The organism is Mesorhizobium sp. IMUNJ 23232, from assembly GCF_044326205.1.
GTDB lineage: Bacteria > Pseudomonadota > Alphaproteobacteria > Rhizobiales > Rhizobiaceae > Kumtagia.
Genome location: NZ_JBIRCY010000082.1, coordinates 1 through 26,119, shown reverse-complemented (window position 1 = coordinate 26,119; position 26,119 = coordinate 1). Strand labels below are relative to the sequence as shown.

Genomic DNA, 26,119 nt, shown 5'->3' with positions numbered 1-26,119 from the left:
GGGAATGACGACAGTCATGGGCTGTTTGCGCTAGTCTCAAACGTTGGCGATTGGCTGGAGACATTGGTGATGTCGTCATTCCCGACCTCGTGAGCGAGCGAAGCGAGCGGAGAGTGTCGGGAATCCATGCCTCGACGGTGCGGAAGCCAGAGGCGGTCAAGGCAATCGACCAAAGTTTCGTTCGCCTTTGACACGCCGAGATGTGTGAACGCGATAGACAAGGGGGAGGGGGATTCTGCTGCATTTCCGCTTGGCGCCAATCGTCGATGGTGTTGCATGGCATGGCGGCCGCAAAGTCCCCATCCCCCTTGTGGGGAGGGGTTAGGGGTGGGGGTACAGGACGACAAAATCCTTGCCGTTTGTCATATGCGATTTCCCTGCGGCCGGGCAGCAAACGATGGCGTGTCATTGCCCGAGCCTCGTCAGGCCCGGCGCGATCGGATAGAGGCCGGCTCGCGCCGCCTGCCGCTCGGCTTTGCGCATGCGGTCGTGGTTCACATACATCTCGCGGCCGATGTCGAGGATTTGCGAGCGGGCGAGCATCATGTCGTTGCCGGGCGCGGCTTTCCGAAGTTTTGCCTTGGCGGCGTCGAGCCGCGCTTCGAGATCGTCGCGGCGGAACGGCTCCAGGTGGAAACGCCCGTCGCCGGCCAGTTTGAACCGGCAGGTCCGCGTCTGCCGGACGGTCCGGTTGTGGGCGTCGAACGCGGTGAAGGCGAGCGTCACGGTGGTCTCGTCGATGACGGGCTCCGCCGCGCGCACAAAACTTTTCGGCGCGCGCAGGCTGGCCTTCACCATCATCTCGCAGACGAGCACGGCCGGATCATCAGTCGACAGGACCGGCAGCGCCAATGTCGCGGCAAGGACAAGCAAGGCCAGTGGCATAGGTCACGATAGCGCGTTCGCGACCCGCCCGAAACGGCGATGTTTGCCGCCGCTTCATGGCGTCGCCGAGACCTAAAAAAGGGGGGATGGTTTTGCGAAAAATTTTTTGCGCTTGCGGTTTTTCGCAAATTAAAAAGCAAGCAGTTTCCGATGCTTGGCCTCGAAGGCGGTAAGACCGCAGGGGCACGGAATCGCTTTCTTTGCGATTCTCATCCCCCTTGCCAAAACCGGGCGCATAATGCCCGGCAGTTTCTCCCGCCGGGAACGCTTCCGGAGTCGTTCGTCAAGCGGGGAGGAACCGGCGCCTCCGTCATGCAGCCGACGAAGCGGCATGGCCGGGGAGGCCGCGTCCGAAGGTTCCTCCCCCGACACTACGGTCGGGGCGCACTGGACGAGTGCTTAAGACCGGGCCAGCCGAGGCACAAAAGTGCCGGAGCCGGAGCAAGGCGAAGCGGAACGGGACGAGGCCAAAAGTCGCCGGATGGGCGGCCGCGAGGTCGCACACATAACTAGATGAGCGACCCTGCGGCCGCCCGTCTTTCCAACTTTCAATGGCCAGGGCGGTTTTCCGCAGCGTGGTAAGGAGGAAGGTTGCATGCAGGGTACAGCTTCCTCATTGCGCTGGCACCGGGCAGCTATCGTCGCCTTCCTGGCAGGAGAGATAGGTCTGAAAGTCCTGCAGCCGCGCGTTGGTGAGTGCCGCCTGGCAGTTCGAAAAAGTCATCGGATAGATGCTGCCGCCGGCAACGCCCGAAGACTGGAACGTGCATTCGGCATCGCGGAAGGCGACCCAGGCGCGCTGTGCCGTCACCAGCAGTTTTTTGGTGTCGGGATCGCCGGCCAGCCGCTTCTCGATCTTCTGATAGGCTTCGTTCAGCTTCTTGTCGGCGTCGGAAAGCGCCTTGGCGGCGCAGTCGTCCAGTTGGATCTGGCTCTGGGCGTTCTGGCAGTCGTCGGCCCATGCGGGCGCCGAGAACAGCAGGGCGAGGGCGGCGAAGGCAAGGCGCATGGCAAATCTCCGGTTGTGCAACCACTGTGGCCCGAGCCGCTTCCCCAGCGCAACCCCCTTCGCCTCTTGCCGCAAAGGCGTTTCGCCGCCACAACGGAAGCCGGCATGCGGCGCAAGGAGGAGAAAAGAATGTCGCTGAAGGGCAAGACGCTGTTCATTTCCGGCGGGTCGCGCGGCATTGGCCTCGCCATCGCGCTGCGCGCGGCGCGCGACGGCGCCAACGTCACCATCGCCGCAAAAACCGACACGCCGCATCCGAAACTGCCGGGCACCATCCACACCGCCGCCGCCGAGATCGAGGCCGCCGGGGGCAGGGGGCTCGCCGTGCTCTGCGACATCCGCGACGAAGGTCAGGTCGCCGAGGCGGTGGCGAGGACGGTGGAGAAATTCGGCGGCATCGACATCTGCGTCAACAATGCCAGCGCCATCCAGCTCACCGGCACGCTGGAGACCGACATGAAGCGTTTCGACCTGATGCACCAGATCAACACGCGCGGCACTTTTCTCGTCTCAAAAATGTGCATCCCGCATCTGAAGTTGGCGCAAAATCCTCACATTTTGAATCTGGCGCCGCCGCTCGACATGAAAGAAAAATGGTTCAAGGGCCATGTCGCCTACACGATGGCAAAATTCGGCATGTCGATGTGCACGCTGGGGATGAGCGCGGAGTTCGCGTCGGCCGGCATTGCGGTCAATTCGCTGTGGCCGCTGACGGCGATCGACACGGCCGCCGTGCGCAACCTGCTCGGCGGCGAGGCGGTGGCCTCGATCAGCCGTTCGCCGGAGATCATGGCCGATGCGGCTCATGCGATCCTCAACCGGCCGTCGCGCGAGACGACGGGCAATTTTTTCATAGACGAGGAGGTTTTGCGCGCCGAGGGCGTGACTGATTTCGAGAAATATGCGCCGGGTGCGGCCGGCAAACTCGCGGGCGACTTCTTCGTGCCCGACGAGGTGTTTGCGCGGGTGCCGACGAAGGTGGCGCGGACCTTCGGATGACTGGCGCCGAAATATTTGCCCGCCCCGGCCGGATGCCGGGACGGGCGGGGACTTACTCCGCGGACGCCACCGGCGCCACCAGCGGCGTGATCCGGCGGATGGAAACGCGGCGGTTCTCGCGCTCCGGCCCGTCGACATTTACCTTCAGATATTCCTCGCCATATCCCTGCGTCTCAAGATTCTCCGGCGGGATCTCGAAGACGTCGGTCAGCGCCTGTGCGACCGCCTCGGCGCGCCGGTCCGACAGCGCCAGGTTGGCGACGTCGGAGCCGACCGCGTCGGTGTGGCCCTCGATGAGGAAGGTCTCGGCGGGGTTCTGCTTCAGCAGTTTCTCCATCGCCTTGGCAACACTGTCCAGCCGCTCCACCTCGCCCTCGGCGATCTCGGCCGAGCCGAACTCGAAGTTGATGGTGTCGAGATCGACACGCCGAACCGTATCGCGGATACGCGCCGAGCGCTTCACCTCGTCGACCGAATAGTAGCGCTGGATCTTTTCCACCGGCGGCTGGTCGAGGAACTCGTAGTAGGTCTCCGGGTCGGGTGCTTGCTCGGCGTCGAGGATGTATTCCTCCGCCGGGATGGCCAGCACCAGCGGCGGCAGGTCGCGGCCCGGGTCGTACCAGTACCCGTCGCGCTCGTCCCGCTCGAACGCATCCTCATCGACATAGGCGAGGATGATCTCGTTGCCGTCCGGCTCAAACCTCGAGCGGCGGATGACGTCGCCGTAGCTGTCGCGGATGGTCACTATGCGGGTGCCATCGCGGCGCTCGACGATCTCGCGCTGTCGGCCGCGCGGCAGTTCCTCGTAATAGACGTCGCGGGCGTCGCGGCGGATGCGGCGGCCGCGATCCCTGTCCTCGACCATGATCTGGTCGCCGAGCTGGATGACGACCCGGTCGCCGATCTCCCGCAGCACGTCGGAACCCTCCGGCCGTTCGCGGCGGCGTTCGCGTGCCTTTTCCCGGTCGATGCGCTGGCCCTTTTCGCTGTCGGCCCTCGCGAGCTTCCTGCGGTCGATCCTTTCGGCCTGCGCCGCCCGATCGTCGGCCGGCGGCGGTGCCGCGGCTTCGGTCCGCCTCGGCCGCTCCGCTTCGGCCGGCTCTTGCTTGGCGCTGTCGAGGATCGGCGCCTTGCCGCCATCGCGGGGCCTGCGGTTCTTTTTCCGCCTCTGCTCGTCGGCCCGAACGGTCTCATCGGACGGTTCGGCCGTGGCTGGCCGTTCAGTTTCAGCCTGAGCAGGCTGCTCGGCGTCAGAACCGCGCCTCTTGCGCGGTTGCTCCTCGACGCGTGCCGGTTCGTCCGCCGATGGCGTCTCGGCCTGAGCAGGCTGCTCGGCGTCCGAGCGGCGCTTCTTACGCGGCTGCTCCTCGGCGCGTGCCGGTTCGTCCGCCGACGGCGTCTCGGCCTGTGCGGGCTGCTCGGCATCGGTCCGGCGTTTCTTTCGCGGCTGCTCCTCGGCGCGCGCTGGTTCGTCCGCCGCGGGCGTCTCGGCCTGGTCAGGCTGCTCGGCATCGGTCCGGCGTTTCTTTCGCGGCTGCTCCTCGGCGCGCGCTGGTTCGTCCGCCGCGGGCGTCTCGGCCTGGTCAGGCTGCTCGGCATCGGTCCGACGTTTCTTTCGCGGCTGTTCCTCGGCGCGAGCCGGCTCTTCCGCTGCGGGCGCGTCAGCCTGGGCACGCCGTTCCGCATCGGCGCGACGCTTCTTGCGCGGCTGCTCTTCCGCTCGCGCTGGCTCCTGTGCGGCAGACTGCTCAGCCCGTGCTTCAGCGCGACGTTTTTTACGAGGCTGTTCCTCTTGCGCCGCAGCATCAGCCTGGGCGCGCCGTTCCGCTTCGCGCCGCTTCTTGTTGCGCGGCGGCTCTTCCGCTCGCACCGGCTCCCGAGCGGCAGGCTCCTCAGCCCGTGCTTCAGCGCGGCGTTTCTTGCGAGGCTGTTCCTCTCCTGCGGCAGCTTCAGCCCGCGCAGGCCGTTCCGCCTCGGCGCGACGCTTCTTGCGCGGCTGCTCTTCTGCTCCCGCCGGTTCCCGAGCGGCAGGCTCCTCAGCACGGCGCTTCTTGCGCCGAAGCTCCTCCTGAGGCTCCACGGCGCCTTGATCCTCAGCCTGCGCCAACATCAGCATGCCGGCCCGGTCCTCATACCGAATCGAAGCTGTTTCAGGACGTACTGTTCCCGCCAAGGCAGACGTTCCAACAATGCACAGTGCCAGCGCCGTGCCGGCCAGCATGGTTGTGTGGATTTTCATAAGCAAACCTCCAATCGATCCCCTCATAGGGAAAACACTTTCGGGTGATCATCGTTCCCACGCACCCTCGCAGGGAATCTTGTCAAAAGCCGGGTAGCATCCGTCAAATGAACCCCCGCTGAACGCGGCTGCATCACCGAACGCTTGACGAAAGCGCTGCTCCGGCCCAAATGCCGCCGCATGGAAACCCCTTTCTGGAAGCGCCTGACGCTCGAGGCGATGACGCCCGAGCAGTGGGAGTCGCTGTGCGACGGCTGCGGCAAATGCTGCCTGTCCAAGCTCGAGGACGAGGATAGCGGCGAAATCTACTGGACCACCGTCGCCTGCCGGCTGCTCGATGCGGGAACCTGCCGCTGCAAGGATTACGACAACCGCAAGGCCATCGTTCCCGACTGCGTGCGGCTGACGCCGTCCACCGTGCGTACGATCGACTGGCTCCCTTCGACCTGCGCCTACCGGCTGGTCGCCGAAGGCCACGATCTCTATTGGTGGCACTATCTGGTCAGCGGCAGCCGCGAGACGGTGCATGAGGCCGGTATTTCGATACGCGGGCGTATAACCGCCTTCGATGACGACCTGTCCGAAGACGACGACTATTTCGACCACGTTGTCGAAACGGAACCATAAATCGGCTCCGATCTGCTCAGTCGCTGTCGACTCAATCGGCATCTGTTCTCTCGCTTCGGGCGCAATGGATGTGCCTGCCGGCTGAACGCTGCCTGAACGGCCGGTTCCGCGGCCGTTCAGCATCGGCATGCGATTTTCCCGTCCATCGCTTCGGCGAACGGATCGGAAAATCGCAAGGAGAAGATAATGTTGAAGATGATTAGAACCGTAGCTCTTTCGGCCCTTGTCGGCCTGACAACGTTGACGGGCATGGCCGCAACCGCGCAGGCCGACGGGCTCTACCTCAATTTCGGCAGCAAGGCCGACACGCGCGTCGGCGTCTATTCCGGCGACGAAGGCCCGCGCAACGTCTGGCATCGCTGGGACCGCGACCGGTGGAACCATGACCGCCGGGATCAGGATCGGTGGGATCGGGATCGCTGGGAGCGCGACGGCTGGCGCCACAGCGGCTGGAATCGCGGCCGCGAATGCACGCCAAACCGGGCGCTGGACAAGGCCGAGCGGCTGGGCCTGCGCCGGGCGCGCATCGTTGACGTCGGCCGTCGCACGATCGACGTCGCGGGCCGTCGCTACGGCGACCGCATCGTGCTGACCTTCGCGCGGGTCCCGGGCTGCCCGATCATCCGCTGAGCGCCTGATGGAAGCATGAATCCGAAGGCCCGGGAGAGTGCTCGCCCGGGCCTTCGCGCCTCTTGCCGGCAATTCTTACTTCAGCTCGAAGGTCATCGTGACCTGCGCCTTGTAGGAATTCTCGCCGGCCTCGATCGGCACGGCCTCGGCAGCTCCCGCGCGGTCGAAGGCTTTCGCGGTGATCGGCATCGGCGGCGCGGCGTAGGTCTGGTCGGTGATCTCCAGGACCTTGCCGAGGTTGACGCCGGCGGCTTCGGCCAGCGTGCGCGCCTTGTCCATGGCGTCCTTGACCGCGCTCTTGCGCGCATCGGTCAGGGCCTTCGACGGATCCTCGTTGGCGAAAGTCACTCCACCGCCCTGGTTGACGCCGAGCGTCACGGCCTTGTCGATGATCTCGCCGGTCTTTTCCAGGTCGCGCACGCGCAGCGACAGCGTGTTGCTGACCTGGTAGGCGACGAGTTCGCCTTCCTGCGTCCCGTCTGGCTTGTTCACGTAGTTATAGCGCGGATTGATCTGCAGGCCGCCGGTCTGCAGGTCGCGGCTGGCGACGTCGGAGGATTTCATGGCGGCGATCACGGCGGCCATGGCGGCATTGGCGGCGTCGAGCGCCTCGCGCGCGGTCTTGGCCTCGCGCATCACGGTCAGTGACAGAAGCGCCATGTCCGGCGCAATCGCGCTCTCGCCCTCGCCGATGACGACGATGCGCGGTGGCGGTACCTGCTGGGCAAGCGCGGCCGGCACCGGCGCGAGAATGGAAGCAGCGAGCGCCAGCGGCAAAAGGCGGGGCATCATGAAATTCTCCGTGGTTGTTGCCATGTCGACCCTGATATTGTTTTCCTGTCGACCTTGGCGGAGGTAAGCACGGATTGTGGGTTGATTGCGGCGGCTCGCCTGCCAGTTGCCGTTGGCTGAAGCTCAGGCACGGGAAGGCTTGTGCGGCGGCGCGGAACCGATTATCCAGCCCGAGTGGGGCCTGTAGCTCAATGGTTAGAGCCGGCGGCTCATAACCGCTTGGTTGGGGGTTCGAGTCCCTCCGGGCCCACCAAAACACTTGATTTCGTTAATAAAAATTGGCCTCGGCCCAAAACGTTCTGGGCCCGTTATGGGCCCTTGGAAAAGTCGTAGCCCCGTTTCGTTCTGGGTTGAGTCTGCTTACTTGACGACACGCAGGGTGGCTCGTCGCTTCATCGCATCGCGTTTGGCCTCGCGCTCGTTGATGACACGAGCGATATCGACCGCTATCCGCTTCTTATTGGCCTCACGGACATAGTCGTCTGTCACGGACATTGAGGAATGCCCCATCGCCTCCATAATGGCGCGCGCCTGGATGTTGCATTCAGCGAGATAGGTGCCGAATGTGCGGCGCAGCCCATGGAGCGTGTAGCCATCGGGAATTTTCGCCTGCCGGGTCCAGTGCTGCATCATGCCGGTCAGGCTCTTTTCAGAGAATGACCTACCATAAGCATTCTTCAAAACGGTGCCGCCTTTCGAGCGGTCAAGTGGTTCCAAGGCTGCCGCCAGCTTGTCCACGACCGGAATGAACATCTCCCTCCCGCCATGGCGATTGCGGTTCTTCTTTTGGCGAAAGTCGAAGGCTTCAATTAACACCAGCGAACCGTCGAACAACTCGATCTCCTCGGTGACCAGATCGTCCCATTCCAGTGCCGCGACATCGCCGCGCCGGTTGCCGAGCCAGAAGCCGAGCGCATAGCAGGTACGCGCGGCTGTGCCGATCGCATGTCGCTCCTCGAATTTCTCACGGATCGCGATTGGCCAGGCCGGGTTCTTTGTCGATTTGGGAACACGCACTCGGATGGATAACGAGGGGTCATTCTGCGGCTTGATCCATTTCTCAATGTCGGTCGCGACCCACAAAAGCTTCTTGATCGCGACCAACATGTGCTTGGCCACCGTGCGGTTCGTCCGAAAGATGCCTTCGACGATGGCGCGAAGCCGATCCGCGTCGAGGTGTTCTACCGGGGTATCGCGCCACGTCAGTGGGTAGGCAGGATCGACCTGCATCTCAAGGAAGCGTTCAATCAGCCGTGCATTCTTCTGCTGGGTCGCTTCATCGAAGTCCAGCCATTCCATCGTCGTTTCCAGGCGACGCGCAGCATGACCGAAGGTCTTGGGCAGGGCTCGACCAGGAAGATCAATGATAACTGCGTTCTTGGCTCGGCCCTGCGTAGCCTCTTCATAAGCGGTCTCGAAGTCTGGCTCTCCGGGCTTGCTGGGAAGCCGGATTTCGGGCATGCCCTTGGCGCGATAGCGATAGACGAGCTTGCCGTTCTTGAGGCGCGAAGAAACACCAGGGTAGCGGGCATCCTTGAATGGCCTGGCCATTAGATCCTCCTTCGAGGCTTCCGCGGCCGCTCCTCGACGCGCGTAGAGTCATCAAGCATCGCCTGAAATGGAAGGGTCTTGCTCTCCATCGCAACACGCAAGAGCACCGGATAGGGAAAGCCTCTGCCTTGCTCTATGCCTTCGAACGTTCGCTTCGGTATTCCCAGCACCTTGGCCGCGGCGTCTGCAGGGAACCCTCCTTTGGCCCGCCAGGCTTTCACTTCTTGTGCGAGCTTTTCCCTGTCGTTCACGCCATCCTCACCCGACGATATGGCAATTTAGTACGCTGACAGCGTATACGCAAGCAGCGTATTCAGCCTTTCCTATCACGTTTTTGTTGGCTCCGCTCCAAAAGCTCTCGCAAACCATTGTCTTTGTCGGGCAACGCAGAAAACGCGATGTCAAGGGTAACGCGATCCCAAACTGTCCGGTTGTTTATGAGCTTTGGCCTCGGCATACGTTGATCCGCGACCATTTCATCAAACAAGGTCGTTCCAACACCGACATAGCGCGCAGCTTCCACACGGGAGAGCCCCCGTGGCGGATACGAAACGGCGTCGGTGTTCATCGCTTCAGCCCCGAACCAGCACCACGCCTGGCAACCCTGCTCTGCGACGCTAGAGCAATAGTCAAATTCCGCATGGCGATATCGTGCATTCCGCAGCTTCCGGTCGGACGATGGGTACTTGACCAACCATAGGGACCGATCCCCCGAAGCAAAGGGCAGCCTAAGAGGCGCCACCGCGATGGGAAACAACGACGTGAAAATTGGAGGGGTCTAGAACGCACGATCGTGAATTGATGCGGTGCACGGAAGGCAATGAAAGAGAGCGATCGGTTGTCCGATCGGTGAGATGTCAGGGGATCAGGACAGGTGAAGCTGATTCGCGAATAGCACCTCCCACTCCTAAAATGTGAGAATGTCGCAAGAATCACGACCGAATCTCGAAAGATCATGCGATGATCAATACGCTTGCACTGAACCTCCTGGCTGACGTGATGAAATGGGAGAATGAGGTCGCCACCGAAGAGTATGCGGGGCTGCGCCTTATGTCGTCGATGAAATATGACGGCTATTCCGACTTCCGTGCTGGAGCCCGCTTCCTCGAAAGCCTCGTCTCATGGCTACGTCATTTCGCCGAGGCGGACCGTGCCGCGGCTTACCAGTTCGTCAAGACGCGGCTCGTCTACATCTCGACGCTGGAGATGCAGCGTGTCATCGAAACGTTCATTCCGGAGACTGTGACACCCTACCTGCGCCGCTCCGTCGGCGAAGAGCTCGGCATCAAGCCATATGAAGTGTGGAAGACTGCGAACGCCGCGGCGGGCTTCAGGAAGCGCCTGCGCCGTTGCTTGTTCGTCGGACTCAGCGACGGCAGCCGGATTGATGTGCTGCGGCGGGCCAACGCCGGACGTCTGTCGCAGGAGCAAGTTGTCCCGATGATGAACGTGGACGACGACAAGTGGAAGAGCCTGGCTGGCGATCTGAAGGAAGAGCTTGGTAAGGATGCCCGTTTCGAAGACGTTTATCTCATCGACGATTTTACAGCTTCTGGCACAACCTTCATTCGCTTTCCGGAAGGAAAGCCGAAGGGGAAACTTTCTAAATTCGAGAAGATCGTTCAAGAGGCCAAGGGACGCCTCAAAAACGACTTCCCGTTGGCTGATAATTATACCATTCACATCCACCACTATATATCGACCAGGCAGGCGCACGATGCCCTCGTCGAGCGGATCGCCGAGGCGAACGAAAAGCTTGAAAACAAGAGCTTCGGACGGTCGCTGATCACCGAGGGCATGTTGCTGCCGAGCGACCTGAAGGTCGCCACGATCGACAAGGCAACCAGGGTTGCGACGCCGACCTACGATACCGACGGCCCCATCGTGGATCTATGCGGGCGCTACTATGATCACGACCTCTATGTTCGTCTTGAAAAACACTGCAAGGAGGCAGGACAAACCGATATGAAATATGGCTATGCGGATTGTGCGCTGCCGCTCATCCTCGAACATAACACCCCGAACAACGCCATTCCCCTCCTGTGGGCGGAGACTCAAGGCAAGCTTGGACCGCAGATGCATTCCCTCTATTTCCGCCGCGACAGGCACGGCTGATCCCGATGGCCAATCCGTTTCTCCGCCGCGCGACCGAATATGTTCGGGATGATGAGTCTTTCCTCTCCATTGTCAGCCCCGCGCCGCTCACCACCTTCCTCGCGACAAGCCGGAATAAAGACGACATGTTCGAGGTGCCTGTCAGAATTATCGGCGCTCCAGGCAGCGGCAAGACGATGCTCGCGACGCTGGCCGAGTTCAGGATGGTGGAGACAATTCTCAAAGACGAGACGAACGCCACCAATCGTACACTCGCCGACGCGCTCGCCCAGGCCGGCTTCCTGAAGGACGGCAAGCCAAGCGTGGCGGCCGTACGCGTGCCGATGGAGTCCGAATACCGGGAGTTCTGGGAACTGCCTTATGACCCCCACGTCAAGACAAAGCTGGCTTTCTGGCTCGTGCAGGCGCGTGCGATGCTCGGCCTCATCCGCAATCTCACCGCAAACAGGACACGGACCATTGACGCTATCGAGTTCATCCCGCGGGCCAACTACGAGGCCCATCTGGAACAAATCGGAGGCTTATCCGCGGTTGGCATCCGGGACCGGGCCCTCGCCGTCCAGCGCGCCATCTACGCAGTTGGTGCAGGCCTGAGGGCGCCAAAGCTCGAGGACCTTCCAATCGATGCCACGGCTCCATACGCGCCGTTCGACACCATCAGCCGAATTCGTATCGAGTGGAACGGCGAGACCATCGAGATGAGCCCACTCGTCATGCTCGATGACGTGCACGCCCTACATCATGACCAACTCGAGGCCATGTTCGGTATGCTCTCTCACAGAGAGATGAAGTTTGGCCGCTGGATGATGATGCGGCTCGACGCGTTCAGCCCTGGCGCCGTGATGCGCTCACCTGCCAGTCAGCCAACGCACAACCGCGCGACCGGACGTGACTTCGTCGATATCCGCATGCAGGGCGATGAAAAAAAAGACGCTTCGCGTCGCCAGTTCCGCACCATGGCTCGCGACATGGCCAAGCGCTACCTGCCGATGGTCGAGGGCCTGCGCAATCGCAACGCGACCGACATCGACCGCCTTGTGCCTAACGAACCCCCAAAGCTGAGTGCCGGCCAAGTCAAGGAGCTTGAGGGTCGCGTCGCCAAGGACCAAAGCAAGTTGATGATCGGACCCACGCGGCGCAAGGAGATCGATGACATCGTTGACACCTTTATCAGCCGCACGAAATCCTACGACGGCGGGCCCGAGGTCGCACTGGCGATGAAGCGCATCCTGCTGCACCGCTACTCGGTCCGTATAGCTCGCTCAACGCCCTCGCTTTTCGAGGAGATCGACCCCGATCCGAAGACGCCACTGAAAGCCGACGCGGACGTCGCACACGGCGCACGCCTACATCTGCATCACGAATACGGCCGACCACTCCACTACGGCGTGGATGACATCTGCGACGCAAGCAACGAAAATGCTGAGGTCTTTTTACAATTTGCCGGCGCCCTCGTCGCCAACATCGAAACCCGGGCGATTCGCAACAATCCCTTGGCCCTGCCAGCCCGGGATCAGCAGTCGATCCTCATTGATAAGGCGAAGTCGATCATGGACGGCTGGGCGTTCCCCTACGCTCAGCGCGTGCGCGACATGGTGGACGCGATCGGTCACGATTGCCGAGCAGAATCGCTTCTTCCCAATGCGCCGCTTGGCGCCGGGGCCAACGCAATCGCGATCGCTGAGGATGAAATGGAGGCGTTGTCCTTCGACGACGAGCTTGGCTCGGTCCTGAAGTATGCGATTGCCAACAGCGCGATCACCATCGAGCGCAACTACGGTCAGGGCAGCAAGCTCTGGGCACTCATCGAGCTCAGCGGCACAGTGGGATTGGTATATGGACTGACCTTCAACCGCGGCGGCTTCCTGCCGAAGAAGATCGACTATCTCCGCAGGGTCACAGGGTTGGCGAATGCGTAGACACTGGGAAAACTGCATTGCCAATTTTGACGACGCGGTCGACGGTTTCGTGGCAGACTATTTCGCAGATGTGTCGCGCCGCGTCCTTCTTGTCGCGGCAGCAGGGTTTGATCCCCGCTCACGTCGCGTCTCCCAGATGCTGGCTGACACCCTCGGCGACCGGCTGTCGGCCATCTTCATCAGGGAAGAAAGGCCGGGAGCTTCGGAGGCGTTGACCGAACAGGCCGACCAGAACGAAGCCGCCCTTAAGATAATTGTCCCGGACTGCACTGTCTTCAGAGTCGATGTATTCGCCGACGACGGAGCGCCGGTCGGCGGCTCGCGAGTCGCTTCGCTGCTCGGGCAGTATTCAGTCGCGGATGACGTGACGGACGTGATCCTTGACCTCAGCGCCCTGTCAATTGGAATCGGCTTCCCCGCCGCAAAGATGCTGCTCCAAGATTGCGAGGCGACCACTAGCCGCGCATTCCATCTCATGATCGTCTCCAATCCCGAGACGGACGACAAGATCTCGAGCGTGCCATCCAGCCGCGCTGGATCAGTCAAGGGCTTCGCTCCGCCAGGTGAGGCCGAGGGCCAAGGGTTGGCTCAGGTCTGGATCCCCCAACTCGCACAAGGACGCACGTTGGCGCTCACCCAAATCGGCGCCGCAATCGGGCGCTGGTACAAGATATGCCCACTCCTGCCATTCCCGGCGCGCGATCCGCGCCGCGCCGACGACCTGCTTTCCGAATACAGGAGTGCCCTGGTCGACGAGTGGGAGGTGGATCCTCGGGATGTCGTCTACGCCTCCGAGCGAAACCCGCTTGACTGCTACCGGACCCTGTCGACCCTAAAGACACGACTCGATCGCACCATGAAGGGGACCTACGAGCCGCGCATGGTTCTCTCACCCGTGGGCAGCAAGGTGCTTGCTGCTGGAGCCCTGATGGCGGCCATTGAGCACGACATGGCGGTGCAATACCTCGAAACCGAGAGCTACCTATTCCGACCCGAGCCGACGGCGGCCGATCTGTCGGACATGACCGTCCACCTGATCCTTTCCGGTCCTCTCTATGCAAGCTACGACGAAGCGGCAGGACCGACATGACCACGCCGGTCTTCAGCGGAAAACTGGATGCGCTACCTGCGACACTTGAGCTATTTCGCGTCTATGACGCGGGTCCGCTTGCCGTTGCCTTGTCAGCTGGAACTCGACGGCATGCGCTCGCGATTGGATCTGGCGGGTCCGCGATCGCGGCCGAGTATCTGGCGCGCTGTCGAGATACACTCGGTCTCGGCCCCACAACCGTGCAGACTCCGATGCAGGCGGTCCTCGATCAGCATGATCTGACCGAGAGCGAGGTTTGGCTGTTCAGTGCCGGTGGTGACAATCCAGACGCAGTCGCCGCTGCCCGTGCGGCGATTGATCGCAGGGCCCTTAGTGTCCATTTGGTCACGCGCAACCCAGGTGGGATCGCCACTGGCATTGTCGAAAAAGGAGGTGGACGAGTCCATATTGTGCCGGTCGCTTCGGCGAAGGACGGCTACCTCGCCACCCACTCCCTCCTGTCGTTCGTCGTCAGCTTCCTCCTCGCGTGTGACGGGGCCTCGCGCGATCCTCGCGGAACGGAATACCTCTTGGATGCGTTGGCCTCACGTCTGACTGCTATGCGCGACCCCGCTACGAGAACGTCACGCGCCACCGCCATATCGCACCTGCGGCGCACGGACACAGTCGTGGTCGCGGGCGATCCCCTTCTCCGGCCGACTATGGTGTTGTTCGACACATCGATTTGGGAGTCATCTCTGTGTCATGTCCAAACCGCAGACTTCCGGAATCTTGCTCACGGTCGCCATGCTTGGCTCCACCATCGCATGGACGAAACGCTGATCGTCGCGTTAACCGGTATCGATTCTCGGACGACATGGACCTCGATGGAAACTCTGCTTCCGACGTCGCTCCACCGCCTGACCCTCGATTTCGGCTCATGTGGTCGCCTCGACAACGTATTATCGCTGGTTGACGGCCTGGGCCTAATCGAGGCCCTGGGAGTGGTCCTTGGAATCGATCCCGGCAAACCGGGCATCGGTGATTTTGGGCGATCAGTCTATGAAGACAGATCTCTAGCTGACCTCGCCAACGCTATGCCGGGGAACGTCCGCCATAAGCGCGCGGCGATCGCGAGGTCGGATGCCCACAATCCGGCGGACGATCCTCTGGACATGATCGGACGCAATCGCGTGGAGGCCTTGGCCCAAGCCGAGATCGGCGGTGCAGTTTTCGATTACGATGGCACCATCGTCACGACTGCCGGGCGCTGGTCGGTTCCCGATCAAGCGATAGTCGACGAGTTGGTGCGCCTTCACCGCGCAGGTCTCGCAATCGGATTTGCGACAGGGCGCGGTGGGTCGGCTGGCGAAGACCTTCGAAAGGTGCTTCCCGACGAAATGCTGCCCTCAATCCTGATCGGCTACTACAACGGTGGGTATCTCCGGACTGCTGAGGTTGACATCGACCACGACCAACCGCCGGCTGACCCGGCAATTACGGAGACCGCAGACTGGCTGCGCCAACGCGAGGAGCTCTTCGTTCGCCATGAATTCAAGCACCGCGCGGTGCAAATTACAGTCGACATGGACCGGCTCTGTCATCCCTATCGGTTTCCGGTCGATATGGAGAGCTGCCCGCCCTTCGTCGCCGGCCGAGTCCGTGTCAGTGGATCGGGCCATAGCTACGACATCATCCCGACGACCTCCAGCAAGTTGGTCGTCGTCGAGGCGCTGCGGTCTCAACTGCCGGCATGGGCAGAGGTGCTCTGCTTCGGGGATAGTGGATCACGCCCAGGCAACGATTACGCGCTTCTCTCTCATCGGTTCGGAATCAGCGTCGGTGACGTTTGCGGAGCGGCGAACGGGTGCTGGTCTCTGTTCGGTGCAGGCCCGGTTGGCCCTGACGCGCTACTCAAGATCCTCCGAGCCTTGATACCGTCAGAAAATGGCAGGATTCGCTTCGATGTCGCATCACTCGGGCTCGACAGGCGATGAGAAGTGAGCACAGAATATGAACATGCAAGACTCAAGCTGCCGTCACAGTCGTGTCGATGTTGCTGGGACCGGTTTCGCGGTCCTTGACCGTGTCTACGCCGATGGCGACCTCGCTGATGAGACGCTGGGTGGGTCCTGCGGAAACGTGCTAGTCTCGCTGGCGATGTTGCATCGTCATGTCGCGCCGGTCCTTGCGCTCGGCGACGACGACACCGGGCATCGTCTGGTTGACGAGTTTACTCAGGCCGGTGCAACCACTCGCTATATCACTCGCCACGCTGACCTTAGATCTCCTGTCTTGGCACAGGAACTGGATACCGCGTCGGGCCGACACGACTTCAGCTTCGTTTGCCCGGAAACACGTGAGGACCTTCCGCGATATCAGCCTATCAGCGAGAAGGAACTCGAGGTCGCGCTGCCGATGCTGACGCATTGCAGCGTCTTCTACGCCGATCGTCTATCGGACAACATCTTGGAAGCCATGAGAGCAGCGGAGGCGGCAGGCGCTGTCATATTCTTCGAGCCGTCGGCCTTCGAGGACAGCGAACTCTTCGAGGAGGCTTTGAGGCTCGCCACCATCCTCAAATACTCCGAGGATCGATTGGGAAAACGTCTCGCGGATATTCTGACCGACTGCGTTCGCATAGTTACGTACGGCGCAGCCGGCTTGGAGGTATGCGATCGTGGCGAAACGATCTGGTGCGAAGCCATTGACGCCCCGACGGTCCTGGACACGTGCGGGTCTGGCGACATGGTGAGCGTTGGCGTGATCGACTGGATGCTTACCAAGCAATTCGAGGCCGCCTGCCTGAAGGCGACAGATCTGCTTGAAGGCGTGGTGGCGGGTCAACGCCTTGCCGCCGAAAACTGCGCTTATGCAGGCGCCCGCGGGCTCTTCAAGAAGCGGGGCGCAAGTTACGTCCGTGAGGTCCTGAACGCTCGCGCTGCGAGGTTCTAGATCTCGACACCGATCATTCGGCGGCAACCAAACAAGCCTCGCCTTCATCGGCACCGGCGCGGAGTTCTGTGCGAATCTCCATCAACAGCACGCCCAACATGTTTCTTCCGACGCCGTTGACCTCGCCCCACAGCCGATTGACCTCGTTGTCGACAGTAGCGCTCTCAATAAGCTTGGCATCGCCTGTGGATAGAAGAAGTTCCTGCAGGTCAAGATGCTGGGTAAACTTCGCCCGAAGGATCGCCCGCATGCGATCAAACTTCGTCGTCGACCAGCCCGGAGCGACGTCCCAGTAGTAAAGGCCGTGAGCTGCCATGGCGAGGAGCGCAGGCGACGGCGCCTCCATGAGCCATTTGCGCACGGCTGGCTTTCGAGCCTTACCCGCCTGATACGCATGCTCGCTGGTCGCGAATACCTCGCCTTCGAAGACGACATTTCGCCGATAGAGGTTACTGAACGCGCCATAGGGCTTCTCACTTGCGCGGTAGAAGCGAATCTCGTGCATTGAACCTCCTTGCAAATTTTTCACCGATATCTCATGCTAATTTGCATGAAGCCAAGTAGCAAGCAAATAAGCGATCTCCAGGAGCGAATTTCGCGCGCTCGCACGAAAAGGAATCTGAGCTGTGCAGATTTGGCCAAGATGGCCCGGGTGCATGCCAGTCAAGTGAGCAGAATTTGTGCAGGCGATTTCAAGACATTTAGTAGCAATGTCGTGGAGATATGCAAAGTCCTGAAGGTCAAGGTTCCTCGCCTCGAGGAAGAGGAGGACATGGATACTGAATGGGCGAAGGCCCATGCAAGTCTTCGCCGCATCTGGGACGAGACGCCTGAGGGAGCCGCGGCGATCAGACGAGTGCTAGATGCCATTGCGGATTTGCACGACAAGGATGACGCGCGAAGGACTCCCTCGACCCAGTAAACTGCGGAACGTTCTGTGTCGGAGGGCAGTCGGCGAGAGGTGATCGTTACGTCAATTGTTCCCGCCCGCGTTCATTCCCCAGGGCATGATTGATCGCTTGGACCGCCTCGCATGGCCTTCGGCCACTAGCGCATATAGGACTGCGCTTCGCCGCGACGTTGGCGTGAATATCAAGACTGAGAAGCGAGGCAAGTGGCGTAGTGCCGGAACACACTCTTGGTGTCCTAGCTGCCAATGAATGCCGCCTATTTCAATCGCCTGTCTACCTCACCTTAACCAGCTCTCTGGTCAATGCGTGCATAAGCCCGGCAAGCGCCAAGATCTGGCCGTCTTCGGTCTCTGTTGAGTATGGCGAGACAAGGCTGCCATGCATGACGGAGTTTCGCAGCGCTTCCCACGCTGCGAGTTGTCCGGAGGTGACTATCCCGCGCTCTCTTAGGGCGACAAGAGAACGCTTGGCTGTCATCTGCGCTTGGCGTTTCACGGCACCGATTGCGGCGGACTTCAAGTTTTCGTCGCCTTTCCAAGCACCAATATGACAAGCAAGCGCGTCGATGGCATCCATATCGACGCCGGATCGAAGCGCCTTCGGAGCGGTCATCATGCGGGTAATGGCTTCGACGCTGCTCGCCACAGTCAAAGCCCAAACCCAACGAGATCCATCTGCCGCCTGAATCACCTCTTCATACAGCCTGGTGAGTTTGTTCCTGTCAAAATTCAGATTGCGCTCACTATCCCGGCTCAGCGCAACGTACGAAAGAAGTTGATGATACAACGTCCAGAACCCGGTCTGATCGGATAGCGCATTGTCCCCTGACCACAGCGTCAGCCATCCGGTTGATTCTGAGAAATCCGGTACCGGTCGTAAGCTGATATGAGAGAATCCATCGGGAAGATTTCGAGCAACGAGACGCGGGTATATCAATTGGCCAAACAAAATCCGCAACGGTTCACCAATCCAATTCTCCGTGTATGTCAGCGGCAATTGCTCAGACGCCGGGACGGTAACAGACAGCAGCCCCACAGCGGAATCGTAGTGAAACGTAATTTCTGACCCTAAAGTGTGCAGCGCGTATTCCGACAGAGATTCCCTACCTGTACGCAGTGTGCGTACGAAACGGGACAGAATAAGCGCGACCACACTTCCCCGCGGAATCGAAAAGATGAGTTCGGTTCTGTTGGTCTCAGATGCATTACAAGGTCCGTGGAGCCATGGACCACTATCCGTTCTGCCTGAGAAAACCCAATCATCCTCGCTGCCGGGCTCCACATTGGGAACAGTCCAGCCTCCCGCATATTCGATCTCGTCCTCATCCCAGAACACGAGCCGAAACCGCATGAGCCCGTCATAGGGATTATCTTGCTGACGCTTGAGCTGGCGGAACGTGTAAGCGGCATCAACTGGGCGGCCGCGGAGCGTGTAACGAAACGTCGTGTGGTCGACGATCTCGAACTCCCCGGCACCCACGACGATCGGTGCCTCAAAGTCGCGGGCACGCAGTTCCATCTTCTTGCACATAAGTGTTTTGGGTGTGTTGAGGAGGTGACGCCAGCGATCAAGCACTGCCATAAGAAATCCCTTCGGTATTCAAACCTAATTGCCGGTGAGGTATACATTCGCGATCAAGCCGCCAACAGATCTATCTGGCGACTATCTGGTAAAGCGCGCGCCCATTCGGCCCGGCGCTTCCGATATTCCTCATCGAAACTATGCCGTTCAAAGGTCTAGATACGCATGAGGAGGTAGATGCGTTCTTCGTTGAGCCGACCTTGGTCATCGGAGAGCTTCTCGAAATTCCAATGGTGGAGGACGTACGCGACCTCATCCTCGAGCCGCCTGTCATCAAAATATCCGGCCTCACACATCTCTTCGAGAATGCCGGCATTGGATGTCTCGAATAGCCACTGGCTTCGCTCTTCCTGCGACATCAGCTTGTAGCGCACGGGCTCCATAACCAGTTCGAGATTACAGCCCGCGTGTCCCAACGATGGGGGAAAGATGGTCTTAGCCATCTCTCCCCCGCCATCGCCGCCTGCGCCAGGGCGGGGCCGCCCGCTCGCAGGGCGGCGAATGGTCGTCGTCTTCCATCCTGATCCGATCCGCCCCGCTCGGCGCGCAGCCCAGCCCTGCTCGCCGGCAATGGCCCCCCTCTCTGCCGCGCGCTCACGCGCCCCCGGGAGGCATGTCGGGGACATGCCTCCGGCATTTACGAGAGAAAGGATCAAGACAATGGCAAGGACATCGAAGAAGGCGAAGACCGCCACCCTACTGGTGGCGGATCAGACGGAAACGTCGAGCGCGCGTCCAAACGCGGAAGCGATCCCGGCGAGCGGCACGGAGGTTTTCATTGCGCTCGACAAGCTGAAGAAGTCGCCGCGCAATGCGCGGAAGACCCCACACACTGAGGCGGAGATCGAGGCCTATGCGGCCAGCATCGCCGCCAAGGGGATGTTTCAGAACCTCGTTGTGGAGCCGGAGCTTGATGCGGATAGTCAGCCGACCGGCTTCCATTTCGTCACCATCGGCGAAGGCCGCAGGCTGGCGCAGTTGCTGCGCGTGAAGCGCAAGGAGATCAAGAAGAGCGAACCGATCCGCTGTGTCATCGACACGGCGAACGATCCGTTTGAGATCAGCCTGGACGAGAACGTCACGCGTGCGGCCATGCACCCCGCCGACCAGTTCGAGGCGTTTCGTGAGCTTGCGGAAAATCGCGGATTGGGAGCAGAGGAAATCGCCGCCCGCTTCGGCGTCACCGCGCATGTCGTGAAGCAGCGGCTTCGGCTCGGCGCGGTTAGCCCGAAGCTGATGCAGGTCTATCGCGACAGCGGCCTGACGCTGGACCAGTTGATGGCCTTCGCCATCACCGAGGACCATGCAAGGCAGGAGCAGGTCTATGAAGGCCTCGGCTACAACAAGGAGCCTTGGCTCATCCGCCGCGAAGTGACCAAGGCGAACGTTCCCGCCACTGACCGCCGCGCCATCTTCGTCGGCGCAGAAGCCTATACCGAGGCAGGCGGCACGATCATCCGAGACCTATTCACGGAGGATCGTGGCGGCTTCTATGAGGATGCCGCGCTGCTCGACCAGCTTGTCATCGAGAAGCTGGAGTGGACCGCGCGACAGGTGCAGGAAGCCGAAGGCTGGAAGTGGGCGGATGTGCATATCGACTATCCCCACGGCAACGGCATGCGCCGCGCTTACCCGCAGCCGGTGGACCTGTCGGAGGAAGACGAAGCCGCCTATGCCGCAGCCAAGGACGAATACGACCGCCTGACTGCGGAATGGGCGGGCACGGACGACGACCTGCCGCCCGATGTGGATCAACGCTTCGCGGAGCTTGAGGCCGAGATCGAGCGCATCGACGCGAAACGCCATGCCTACGATCCCGACGATATCACGCGCGGCGGCGTCTATGTCGTCCTGTCCCATGATGGCGAAGCGCGTATCGAACGCGGCTTCATCCGGCCCGAGGACGAGAGGCCGGTGCCGGAAGAAGCGGAGGACGGCGACAGCGTCATCAACGGCGTTCGCGTCAACGGCGACGGCGAAGTCATCGAGGACGGGGAGCCTGAGGACGGGGACCATGTTTCCGAACTTGACGCCGAGGACGAGGAAGCGGAGGAAGACGGCAAGCCGCTGTCAGATCTTTTCATCCGCGACCTGACCGCGCACCGAACGCTCGGCCTACGCGTTGCCCTGGGCGAGCAGCCGGACATCGCGCTCATCGCCGTCACCCATGCGCTCGCCGCGCAGACCTTCTATCGCGGTGCGGAGGCGCACGTCCTCGAAATCCGTCCCAACAGCCCGCAGCTTGCGAGCCACGCGGATGGCATCGAGGACACGCCTGCGGCGAAGACGCTGTCGGATCGGCATGAGGCATGGGCATCCGATATGCCCCGCGACGTGGCGGACCTTTGGGGCTTCATCGCCGGGCTGGATCGGGCGAGTGTGATGGCGCTGTTCGCGCATTGCCTCTCCCTGACCGTCAACGCGGTGCGCCTGCCTTGGGAGCATCGGCCTCGCGCGCGTCAGTCCGCCGACAGGCTGGCGACGGCGCTCGCGCTCGACATGACGGCACACTGGACGCCGACGACGCGGACCTACTTCGGCCGCGTAACGAAGGCGCACATCCTCGCCGCCGTGCGGGAAGCCGTCAGCGACGAGGCGGCGGATCGCATCGCCGGCATCAAGAAGCAGCCGATGGCGGAAGCCGCCGAGCAGCTTGTCGCCGGAACTGGTTGGCTCCCCGCCATCCTGCGAACCTCAGAACCCGCATGGCTGACGGAGCAGTCAGCGGAGCCGGATGCAGCGGCGGAAGGCGACGCTACTGGCCCGGTGCCTGACCCTGACGACCGGCAGGACGGCGCAGCCGAGCCGGAGGAAGCCGAAGCTTTCCCCGACGCCGCAGAGTGAAGCCCACGGCCGGAGCCGCAGCGGCGGCTCCGGCCGGACCCCGATCACCGCCGAGGAATTTTTCCGGCCGCGCCAGCGCGGCCGGAGACCTCGACCCGCACGACAGCAGGAACCATCGTTATGAGAAGTTACACCGAGCAGCGGGCCATGCTCGCCCGCATGGAGACATCACGCGCCGAAACGGAGCGCCATCTTGCCATCATCGAGAAGCAGGTCGCCGCGCGCGCCGAGCGGATGACCGTCACGGGCCGCGTGAAGTCCCGGCAATACGGCCGATCCACGAGTACCTGGACGCCCGCCGACGAGCGCGCTTTTCAGGAGAACGTCGCGGCGCTCCGCTTCAAGCGGCGCTGCGAGATCGAAGCGCTCTCCCGCAAGCTGGCCCGACAGGCCGGGGCCATCGCCGCCTTCCGGGTGCGCCATAGGATCAACGAGCCAACGCGGGAGACGGTGCCATGACCCGCCATCCACCCCGCGCCGAGCCGTTGATCCCGGACGATCTGCGTGGCCGAGGTTCAGGACGGCTTCGATCCGCTCCCCGTCGTGAAGCTGTTCACGCCCGACGCGGCGGCGACGTGGCTCATCACCGAGCCCTATCCCGAAGGCTCTGACGTCAGACTGTTCGGCTTGATGGACCTTGGTCTTGGCAGTCCTGAAACCGGCTATGCCATGCTGAGCGAGATCGAGGACGTTCGCGGCAAGCTTAGCCTGCCGGTCGAACGCGACCTCTATTTCAAGGCCGAGCATCGCTTGAGCGTCTACGCCAAGCTCGCCCGCCACGCCGGGATGATCGTCACTTGAACACATCGGTCCGGCGCACCATGCCGATGGTGCGCCGGACCAGCCGCAAACATTCGGCGGACACAGGAGATGGTCGCCGCAATCGTTATGACCGTAATACTGGTGGGCATGCTATGCGTGCTCGCCTACACGCTCGCGACCTACGCGCTGCCCTTCATGCTCGCCCTTGCCGCCGCGCGTTTCGCTTACGAGACGGGTGCAGGCTTCATCGGCGCGGCACTGGTCGGCCTGGCTGCAGGCGCGGTCTCCTTCGGCCTTCTCTCGTTGCTGTTTGCGGCCACCAGATCGCCGATCCTTCGCATCACCATTGCGCTCATCTTCGCCGCGCCTGCGACGGTCGCCGGCTACGCTCTTGTGCATGGTGTGGCTGGCGAGCTGGTGCCGTCTCCGGTCTGGCGGGCGATCTTTTCGGTGATTGGTGCGCTCGCCACCGGCCTGTCGGCTCTTGCGAAACTGGCTGCGCCTCCACCACGTTGATCAGAACCTGTTCGCGAGGTGGATTCCATATCCGAAGCAACATGATCTTGGCGTCGCCCTTCGGGCCGCGCTCTACTCGCCGCCTGCGGCGGCTCCCGAAGCCCCTGGCGGGTCTTCGCGCAATCGCGTGACGATCGCTGACGCAGAACATGGCGGCGGCGGACATTTCGCATGTCGCCTCCGCTTGGCGAAGCTTCGCGATGGCCGGTCCTACTGGCGGCGCGGCGGCGCGACGGCGTATCAGATGAGATTGCGTTATATCCTCGTCTTGGGTGACGACCGTGCCCGCAGGGACTGATCGATGCAAGGAACGACGGATTGTCGTGAAGGCTTGTGCGGAGGTGGTCATTGCCCTTGTCGGACCGCTCCAGTCATGCTGTTCGCATAAGACAGTGGCTCGGGCGAAGAACGCATTTCCGGCCTTTCAGGTGTCGCCAATGGCAACGACGACGCATGTCACCGCCTCGACATGAGGATTTTGGGCTCTCGACCCATTTGAGCCGGCGTAGCCGTTCTCGGTGCGGGAGAAAGCACGCAACCGATCGTGGCCGCCAAATCGTGGTTTCCTCCTGCTGTCTGACCAAGCCGCGCCCATCGCGGCCTCGAATGGGTTGGTCTGACCGAAGACCGGCGACGAAAATGCGTCGCCTCGATCGCCTTCCCGCAACGTCCGTCGCCGGCTTTTTTCCGCCGCCTTCGGCTTTGCATCGCGAAGCAAAAAAGGCCGGCGCCGGCCCGCCCTTCACTTTGTTGCGGCCCTACGGGTGCGGGGTCGATCGTCCCCGGTCTGTCGACCCCCATCGAGGCCGCGATGGGCGCGGTCCGATCAGCAGAAGGAAACTACGACATGGCAACCATCGGCACTTTCACCCGCACCGACAACGGCTACACCGGCGCGGTCAAGACCCTCAACCTCAACGTCAAGGCAGTGAAGTTCGCGCCGGCCGAGGGCGACAACGAGAAGGGCCCGGACTATCGCATCTTCGCCGGCGCCACCGAGTTCGGCGCGGCATGGAAGAAGCGGTCCGACAAGGGCAATGACTATCTCTCGGTCAAGCTCGACGATCCGTCCTTCCCGGCTCCGATCTACGCGAGCCTGGTCGAAGCCGAAGGCGAGGATCTGGCGCTCATCTGGTCGCGCCGCCGCATCGCCGAGTAAGACCGGCCACCGGTGGAGCCCCGCGCAAGCGGGGCTTTGCTTGCTCATGCCCGCCACCGCATCAGGAGTTCTATGCGGAGAGCTGCGCTCCGGTTTATCCCAATCCGCTGCGGCTGACGCCTTGCCGATCCTGGGGGAGCCAAGGGGTCTTACCCCTTGCTCCCCGCAAATGCCGCCTGCGCAATGGCAGGGCCGCAGCCTCGCAAAGCGACCAATCGCCACGACCCCCTCAACATCATCATCCGCTCCGCTCGCCCTGCAGCCCGGCCATGCTCGCCGGCATTTGCCCCCTCCATCCCCGCGCGCTCACGCGCCCCCGGGAGGCATGTCGGGGACATGCCTCCGGCAGCAACGGAAAAAGGAGCAACAATCATGAACATCATCAGCACCAGCCAGAACGGCCAGCAGGCAGCGACCGGCGGTTTCCGGGTGGACATCTCGCGCGGCGAGCGGATCGGCCGCGTTTCGTCGGAATGGTTTTCACGTCCGGACGACGAGCGCTATCTGTCGCTCACCGAGCTTTACGACGCCGTGAAGGCGCGCGCGGATCGCGCCAAGGCCCGCACCGTGGAGAGCCGCGCCGTGCGCGTGGAGGCGAGCCGGGAGGATGCGGAGAGGCTTTCGCTAATTGTCCCCGGACAGGAGCAGCCGATTGCCCCGACGCATTGGAGCTTCGGCCAGCTTTGCAGCCTTGTTAGCGCGCCCGCATCCTACATGCGCCAGCTTCCCGCGCCGCTGGCAGGCATCAACCTGCAGCACGGTCTTTTGAGCCACAGGGCCGAGCTTGTGAAGACGCTGGAGGCGGAAGACGGCCGTGTCGAGCTTCGCGCCGTGACTGGCCCCGATTATGGCCGTATCTGGGATCATGAGCTTGTCGCCGCCGTCATGCGCATCGCTGGAAACGGCACGGGCGATACCATGTGGAAGGTTCCCGGCGTGCTGGATTGGGCGACCATGACCCACAATCCATTCGTGGACGTGACCAAGGACACGACCACGCTTTACGCCAGCGACCGCGACGTGTTCCTGTTTCTGGTGGACGACACGCACCCTATCGAGGCCGGGCGCCTGCCGAACGGAGAGCCGGATTTGTACTTTCGCGGCTTCTACTGCTGGAACAGCGAAGTCGGATCGAAGACGCTTGGCATTGCCTCGTTCTACTTCCGCGCGGTTTGCATGAACCGCAACCTTTGGGGTGTGGAAGGCTTCGAGGAAATCAGCATCCGGCACAGCAAGTTCGCGGCGCAGCGTTTCGCCCATGAAGCGGCCCCGGCACTGACCAGCTTTGCCAATTCCTCGCCCGCGCCCTTCGTCGCCGGCATCAAGGCGGCGCGGGAGAAAATCGTTGCCCGCACGGACGACGATCGCGAAAGCTTCCTGCGCAAGCGCGGTTTCTCCAAGACCGAAACCGGCAAGATCATTGAGACCGTGCTTTCCGAGGAAGGGCATCCGCCCGCCAGCATCTTCGATTTCGTGCAGGGGATCACTGCCCATGCACGCGACAAGACCAATCAGGACAGCCGGCTCGATCTTGAAGGAAAGGCGAAGGCCTTGCTTGAGAAGGCCGCCTAGAAACCCACGCCGCGCGGGCGGTT

26 protein-coding genes and 1 tRNA gene are annotated in these 26,119 nt (G+C 62.0%); 17 read left to right on the top strand and 10 right to left on the bottom strand.

What is annotated here, in order from left to right; all coding sequences use genetic code 11:
- Window positions 1-405: 405 nt before the first annotated feature.
- On the bottom strand, window positions 406-885 hold the full coding sequence (locus ACH196_RS34125) for a hypothetical protein (RefSeq protein ID WP_396651295.1): 480 nt from the start codon (window positions 883-885) through the stop codon (window positions 406-408).
- A gap of 613 nt (window positions 886-1,498) precedes the next feature.
- Complete coding sequence (locus tag ACH196_RS34120) at window positions 1,499-1,894, bottom strand: lysozyme inhibitor LprI family protein (protein WP_396651294.1); 396 nt, start codon at window positions 1,892-1,894, stop codon at window positions 1,499-1,501.
- Between the two features lie 129 nt (window positions 1,895-2,023).
- On the opposite strand from ACH196_RS34120, the gene ACH196_RS34115 reads away from it, so the two are divergent.
- Window positions 2,024-2,893 (top strand): SDR family oxidoreductase, encoded by an 870-nt coding sequence (locus tag ACH196_RS34115; RefSeq protein ID WP_396651293.1) that lies wholly within the window; start codon window positions 2,024-2,026, stop codon window positions 2,891-2,893.
- A 52-nt stretch (window positions 2,894-2,945) separates the two neighbouring features.
- On the opposite strand, the gene ACH196_RS34110 is transcribed toward ACH196_RS34115, so the two are convergent.
- Window positions 2,946-3,809 carry an OmpA family protein gene (locus tag ACH196_RS34110; protein WP_396651292.1) on the bottom strand — a complete coding sequence of 288 codons (864 nt, stop codon included), beginning with the start codon at window positions 3,807-3,809 and terminating at the stop codon, window positions 2,946-2,948.
- Between the two features lie 186 nt (window positions 3,810-3,995).
- Between ACH196_RS34110 and ACH196_RS34105 the strand changes: the two genes are divergently transcribed.
- From ACH196_RS34105 to ACH196_RS34095, 3 genes are all read left to right on the top strand, one after another.
- Complete coding sequence (locus ACH196_RS34105) at window positions 3,996-5,180, top strand: hypothetical protein (RefSeq protein ID WP_396651291.1); 1,185 nt, start codon at window positions 3,996-3,998, stop codon at window positions 5,178-5,180.
- 132 nt (window positions 5,181-5,312) lie between these two features.
- The gene (locus tag ACH196_RS34100) at window positions 5,313-5,759 is read left to right on the top strand and encodes a YcgN family cysteine cluster protein (RefSeq protein ID WP_396651290.1); all 447 of its coding nucleotides are present in this window, start codon (window positions 5,313-5,315) and stop codon (window positions 5,757-5,759) included.
- Window positions 5,760-5,945: 186 nt separating this feature from the next.
- Window positions 5,946-6,389 (top strand): hypothetical protein, encoded by a 444-nt coding sequence (locus ACH196_RS34095; RefSeq protein WP_396651289.1) that lies wholly within the window; start codon window positions 5,946-5,948, stop codon window positions 6,387-6,389.
- Between the two features lie 75 nt (window positions 6,390-6,464).
- On the opposite strand, the gene ACH196_RS34090 is transcribed toward ACH196_RS34095, so the two are convergent.
- Window positions 6,465-7,181: an SIMPL domain-containing protein gene (locus ACH196_RS34090; protein WP_396651288.1), complete on the bottom strand. Its 717-nt coding sequence runs from the start codon at window positions 7,179-7,181 to the stop codon at window positions 6,465-6,467.
- 177 nt (window positions 7,182-7,358) lie between these two features.
- On the opposite strand from ACH196_RS34090, the gene ACH196_RS34085 reads away from it, so the two are divergent.
- A tRNA-Ile gene (locus tag ACH196_RS34085) sits at window positions 7,359-7,434 on the top strand.
- Window positions 7,435-7,541: 107 nt separating this feature from the next.
- Here ACH196_RS34085 and xerC read toward each other — a convergent pair.
- The 3 genes from xerC to ACH196_RS34070 form a co-directional block, all read right to left on the bottom strand.
- Window positions 7,542-8,732 carry a tyrosine recombinase XerC gene (gene xerC / locus ACH196_RS34080; protein WP_396651287.1) on the bottom strand — a complete coding sequence of 397 codons (1,191 nt, stop codon included), beginning with the start codon at window positions 8,730-8,732 and terminating at the stop codon, window positions 7,542-7,544.
- Window positions 8,732-8,983, bottom strand: coding sequence for a helix-turn-helix domain-containing protein (locus tag ACH196_RS34075; RefSeq protein ID WP_396651286.1), 252 nt, complete (start codon window positions 8,981-8,983; stop codon window positions 8,732-8,734). Before ACH196_RS34075 ends, xerC begins: the two co-directional genes overlap by 1 nt.
- A 62-nt stretch (window positions 8,984-9,045) precedes the next feature.
- Window positions 9,046-9,300 (bottom strand): hypothetical protein, encoded by a 255-nt coding sequence (locus tag ACH196_RS34070; RefSeq protein ID WP_396651285.1) that lies wholly within the window; start codon window positions 9,298-9,300, stop codon window positions 9,046-9,048.
- 392 nt (window positions 9,301-9,692) lie between these two features.
- On the opposite strand from ACH196_RS34070, the gene ACH196_RS34065 reads away from it, so the two are divergent.
- Genes ACH196_RS34065 through ACH196_RS34045 form a run of 5 tightly spaced genes read left to right on the top strand, consistent with a single transcriptional unit; the run spans window position 9,693 to window position 16,751 of the window.
- Complete coding sequence (locus ACH196_RS34065; protein ID WP_396651284.1) at window positions 9,693-10,847, top strand: hypothetical protein; 1,155 nt, start codon at window positions 9,693-9,695, stop codon at window positions 10,845-10,847.
- Window positions 10,848-10,852: 5 nt separating this feature from the next.
- Window positions 10,853-12,766, top strand: coding sequence for a hypothetical protein (locus ACH196_RS34060; RefSeq protein WP_396651283.1), 1,914 nt, complete (start codon window positions 10,853-10,855; stop codon window positions 12,764-12,766).
- A 49-nt stretch (window positions 12,767-12,815) separates the two neighbouring features.
- The gene (locus tag ACH196_RS34055) at window positions 12,816-13,856 is read left to right on the top strand and encodes a hypothetical protein (protein ID WP_396651282.1); all 1,041 of its coding nucleotides are present in this window, start codon (window positions 12,816-12,818) and stop codon (window positions 13,854-13,856) included.
- Window positions 13,853-15,793 carry a hypothetical protein gene (locus tag ACH196_RS34050; protein WP_396651281.1) on the top strand — a complete coding sequence of 647 codons (1,941 nt, stop codon included), beginning with the start codon at window positions 13,853-13,855 and terminating at the stop codon, window positions 15,791-15,793. The genes ACH196_RS34055 and ACH196_RS34050 overlap by 4 nt, the downstream gene beginning before the upstream one ends.
- Window positions 15,794-15,809: 16 nt before the next feature.
- Complete coding sequence (locus ACH196_RS34045; RefSeq protein ID WP_396651280.1) at window positions 15,810-16,751, top strand: PfkB family carbohydrate kinase; 942 nt, start codon at window positions 15,810-15,812, stop codon at window positions 16,749-16,751.
- A gap of 13 nt (window positions 16,752-16,764) precedes the next feature.
- Here ACH196_RS34045 and ACH196_RS34040 read toward each other — a convergent pair whose 3' ends face one another.
- A complete protein-coding gene (locus ACH196_RS34040) occupies window positions 16,765-17,256 on the bottom strand; it encodes an NADAR family protein (RefSeq protein ID WP_396651279.1) in 492 nt (163 codons plus the stop codon).
- A gap of 33 nt (window positions 17,257-17,289) precedes the next feature.
- Here ACH196_RS34040 and ACH196_RS34035 point away from each other — a divergent pair, with 33 nt between their 5' ends.
- Complete coding sequence (locus tag ACH196_RS34035) at window positions 17,290-17,673, top strand: multiprotein-bridging factor 1 family protein (protein WP_396651296.1); 384 nt, start codon at window positions 17,290-17,292, stop codon at window positions 17,671-17,673.
- Window positions 17,674-17,935: 262 nt separating this feature from the next.
- On the opposite strand, the gene ACH196_RS34030 is transcribed toward ACH196_RS34035, so the two are convergent.
- Together ACH196_RS34030 and ACH196_RS34025 are read right to left on the bottom strand one after the other, a co-directional pair.
- Window positions 17,936-19,243, bottom strand: a complete 1,308-nt coding sequence (locus ACH196_RS34030; protein ID WP_396651278.1) for a hypothetical protein — start codon at window positions 19,241-19,243, stop codon at window positions 17,936-17,938.
- Between the two features lie 155 nt (window positions 19,244-19,398).
- Window positions 19,399-19,686 carry a hypothetical protein gene (locus tag ACH196_RS34025; protein WP_396651277.1) on the bottom strand — a complete coding sequence of 96 codons (288 nt, stop codon included), beginning with the start codon at window positions 19,684-19,686 and terminating at the stop codon, window positions 19,399-19,401.
- 217 nt (window positions 19,687-19,903) lie between these two features.
- Between ACH196_RS34025 and ACH196_RS34020 the strand changes: the two genes are divergently transcribed.
- From ACH196_RS34020 to ACH196_RS33995, 6 genes are all read left to right on the top strand, one after another.
- Complete coding sequence (locus ACH196_RS34020) at window positions 19,904-22,087, top strand: ParB/RepB/Spo0J family partition protein (protein WP_396651276.1); 2,184 nt, start codon at window positions 19,904-19,906, stop codon at window positions 22,085-22,087.
- A gap of 120 nt (window positions 22,088-22,207) precedes the next feature.
- Entirely contained in the window at window positions 22,208-22,546 is a 339-nt protein-coding gene (locus ACH196_RS34015; protein ID WP_396651275.1) for a hypothetical protein, read from the top strand.
- Window positions 22,547-22,591: 45 nt separating this feature from the next.
- Window positions 22,592-22,888 carry a DUF2958 domain-containing protein gene (locus ACH196_RS34010; protein WP_396651274.1) on the top strand — a complete coding sequence of 99 codons (297 nt, stop codon included), beginning with the start codon at window positions 22,592-22,594 and terminating at the stop codon, window positions 22,886-22,888.
- A gap of 69 nt (window positions 22,889-22,957) precedes the next feature.
- A complete protein-coding gene (locus tag ACH196_RS34005) occupies window positions 22,958-23,365 on the top strand; it encodes a hypothetical protein (protein WP_396651273.1) in 408 nt (135 codons plus the stop codon).
- 847 nt (window positions 23,366-24,212) lie between these two features.
- Window positions 24,213-24,524 (top strand): DUF736 domain-containing protein, encoded by a 312-nt coding sequence (locus tag ACH196_RS34000; protein WP_396651272.1) that lies wholly within the window; start codon window positions 24,213-24,215, stop codon window positions 24,522-24,524.
- Between the two features lie 372 nt (window positions 24,525-24,896).
- Window positions 24,897-26,096 carry a DUF932 domain-containing protein gene (locus tag ACH196_RS33995; RefSeq protein ID WP_396651271.1) on the top strand — a complete coding sequence of 400 codons (1,200 nt, stop codon included), beginning with the start codon at window positions 24,897-24,899 and terminating at the stop codon, window positions 26,094-26,096.
- Window positions 26,097-26,119: the final 23 nt, after the last annotated feature.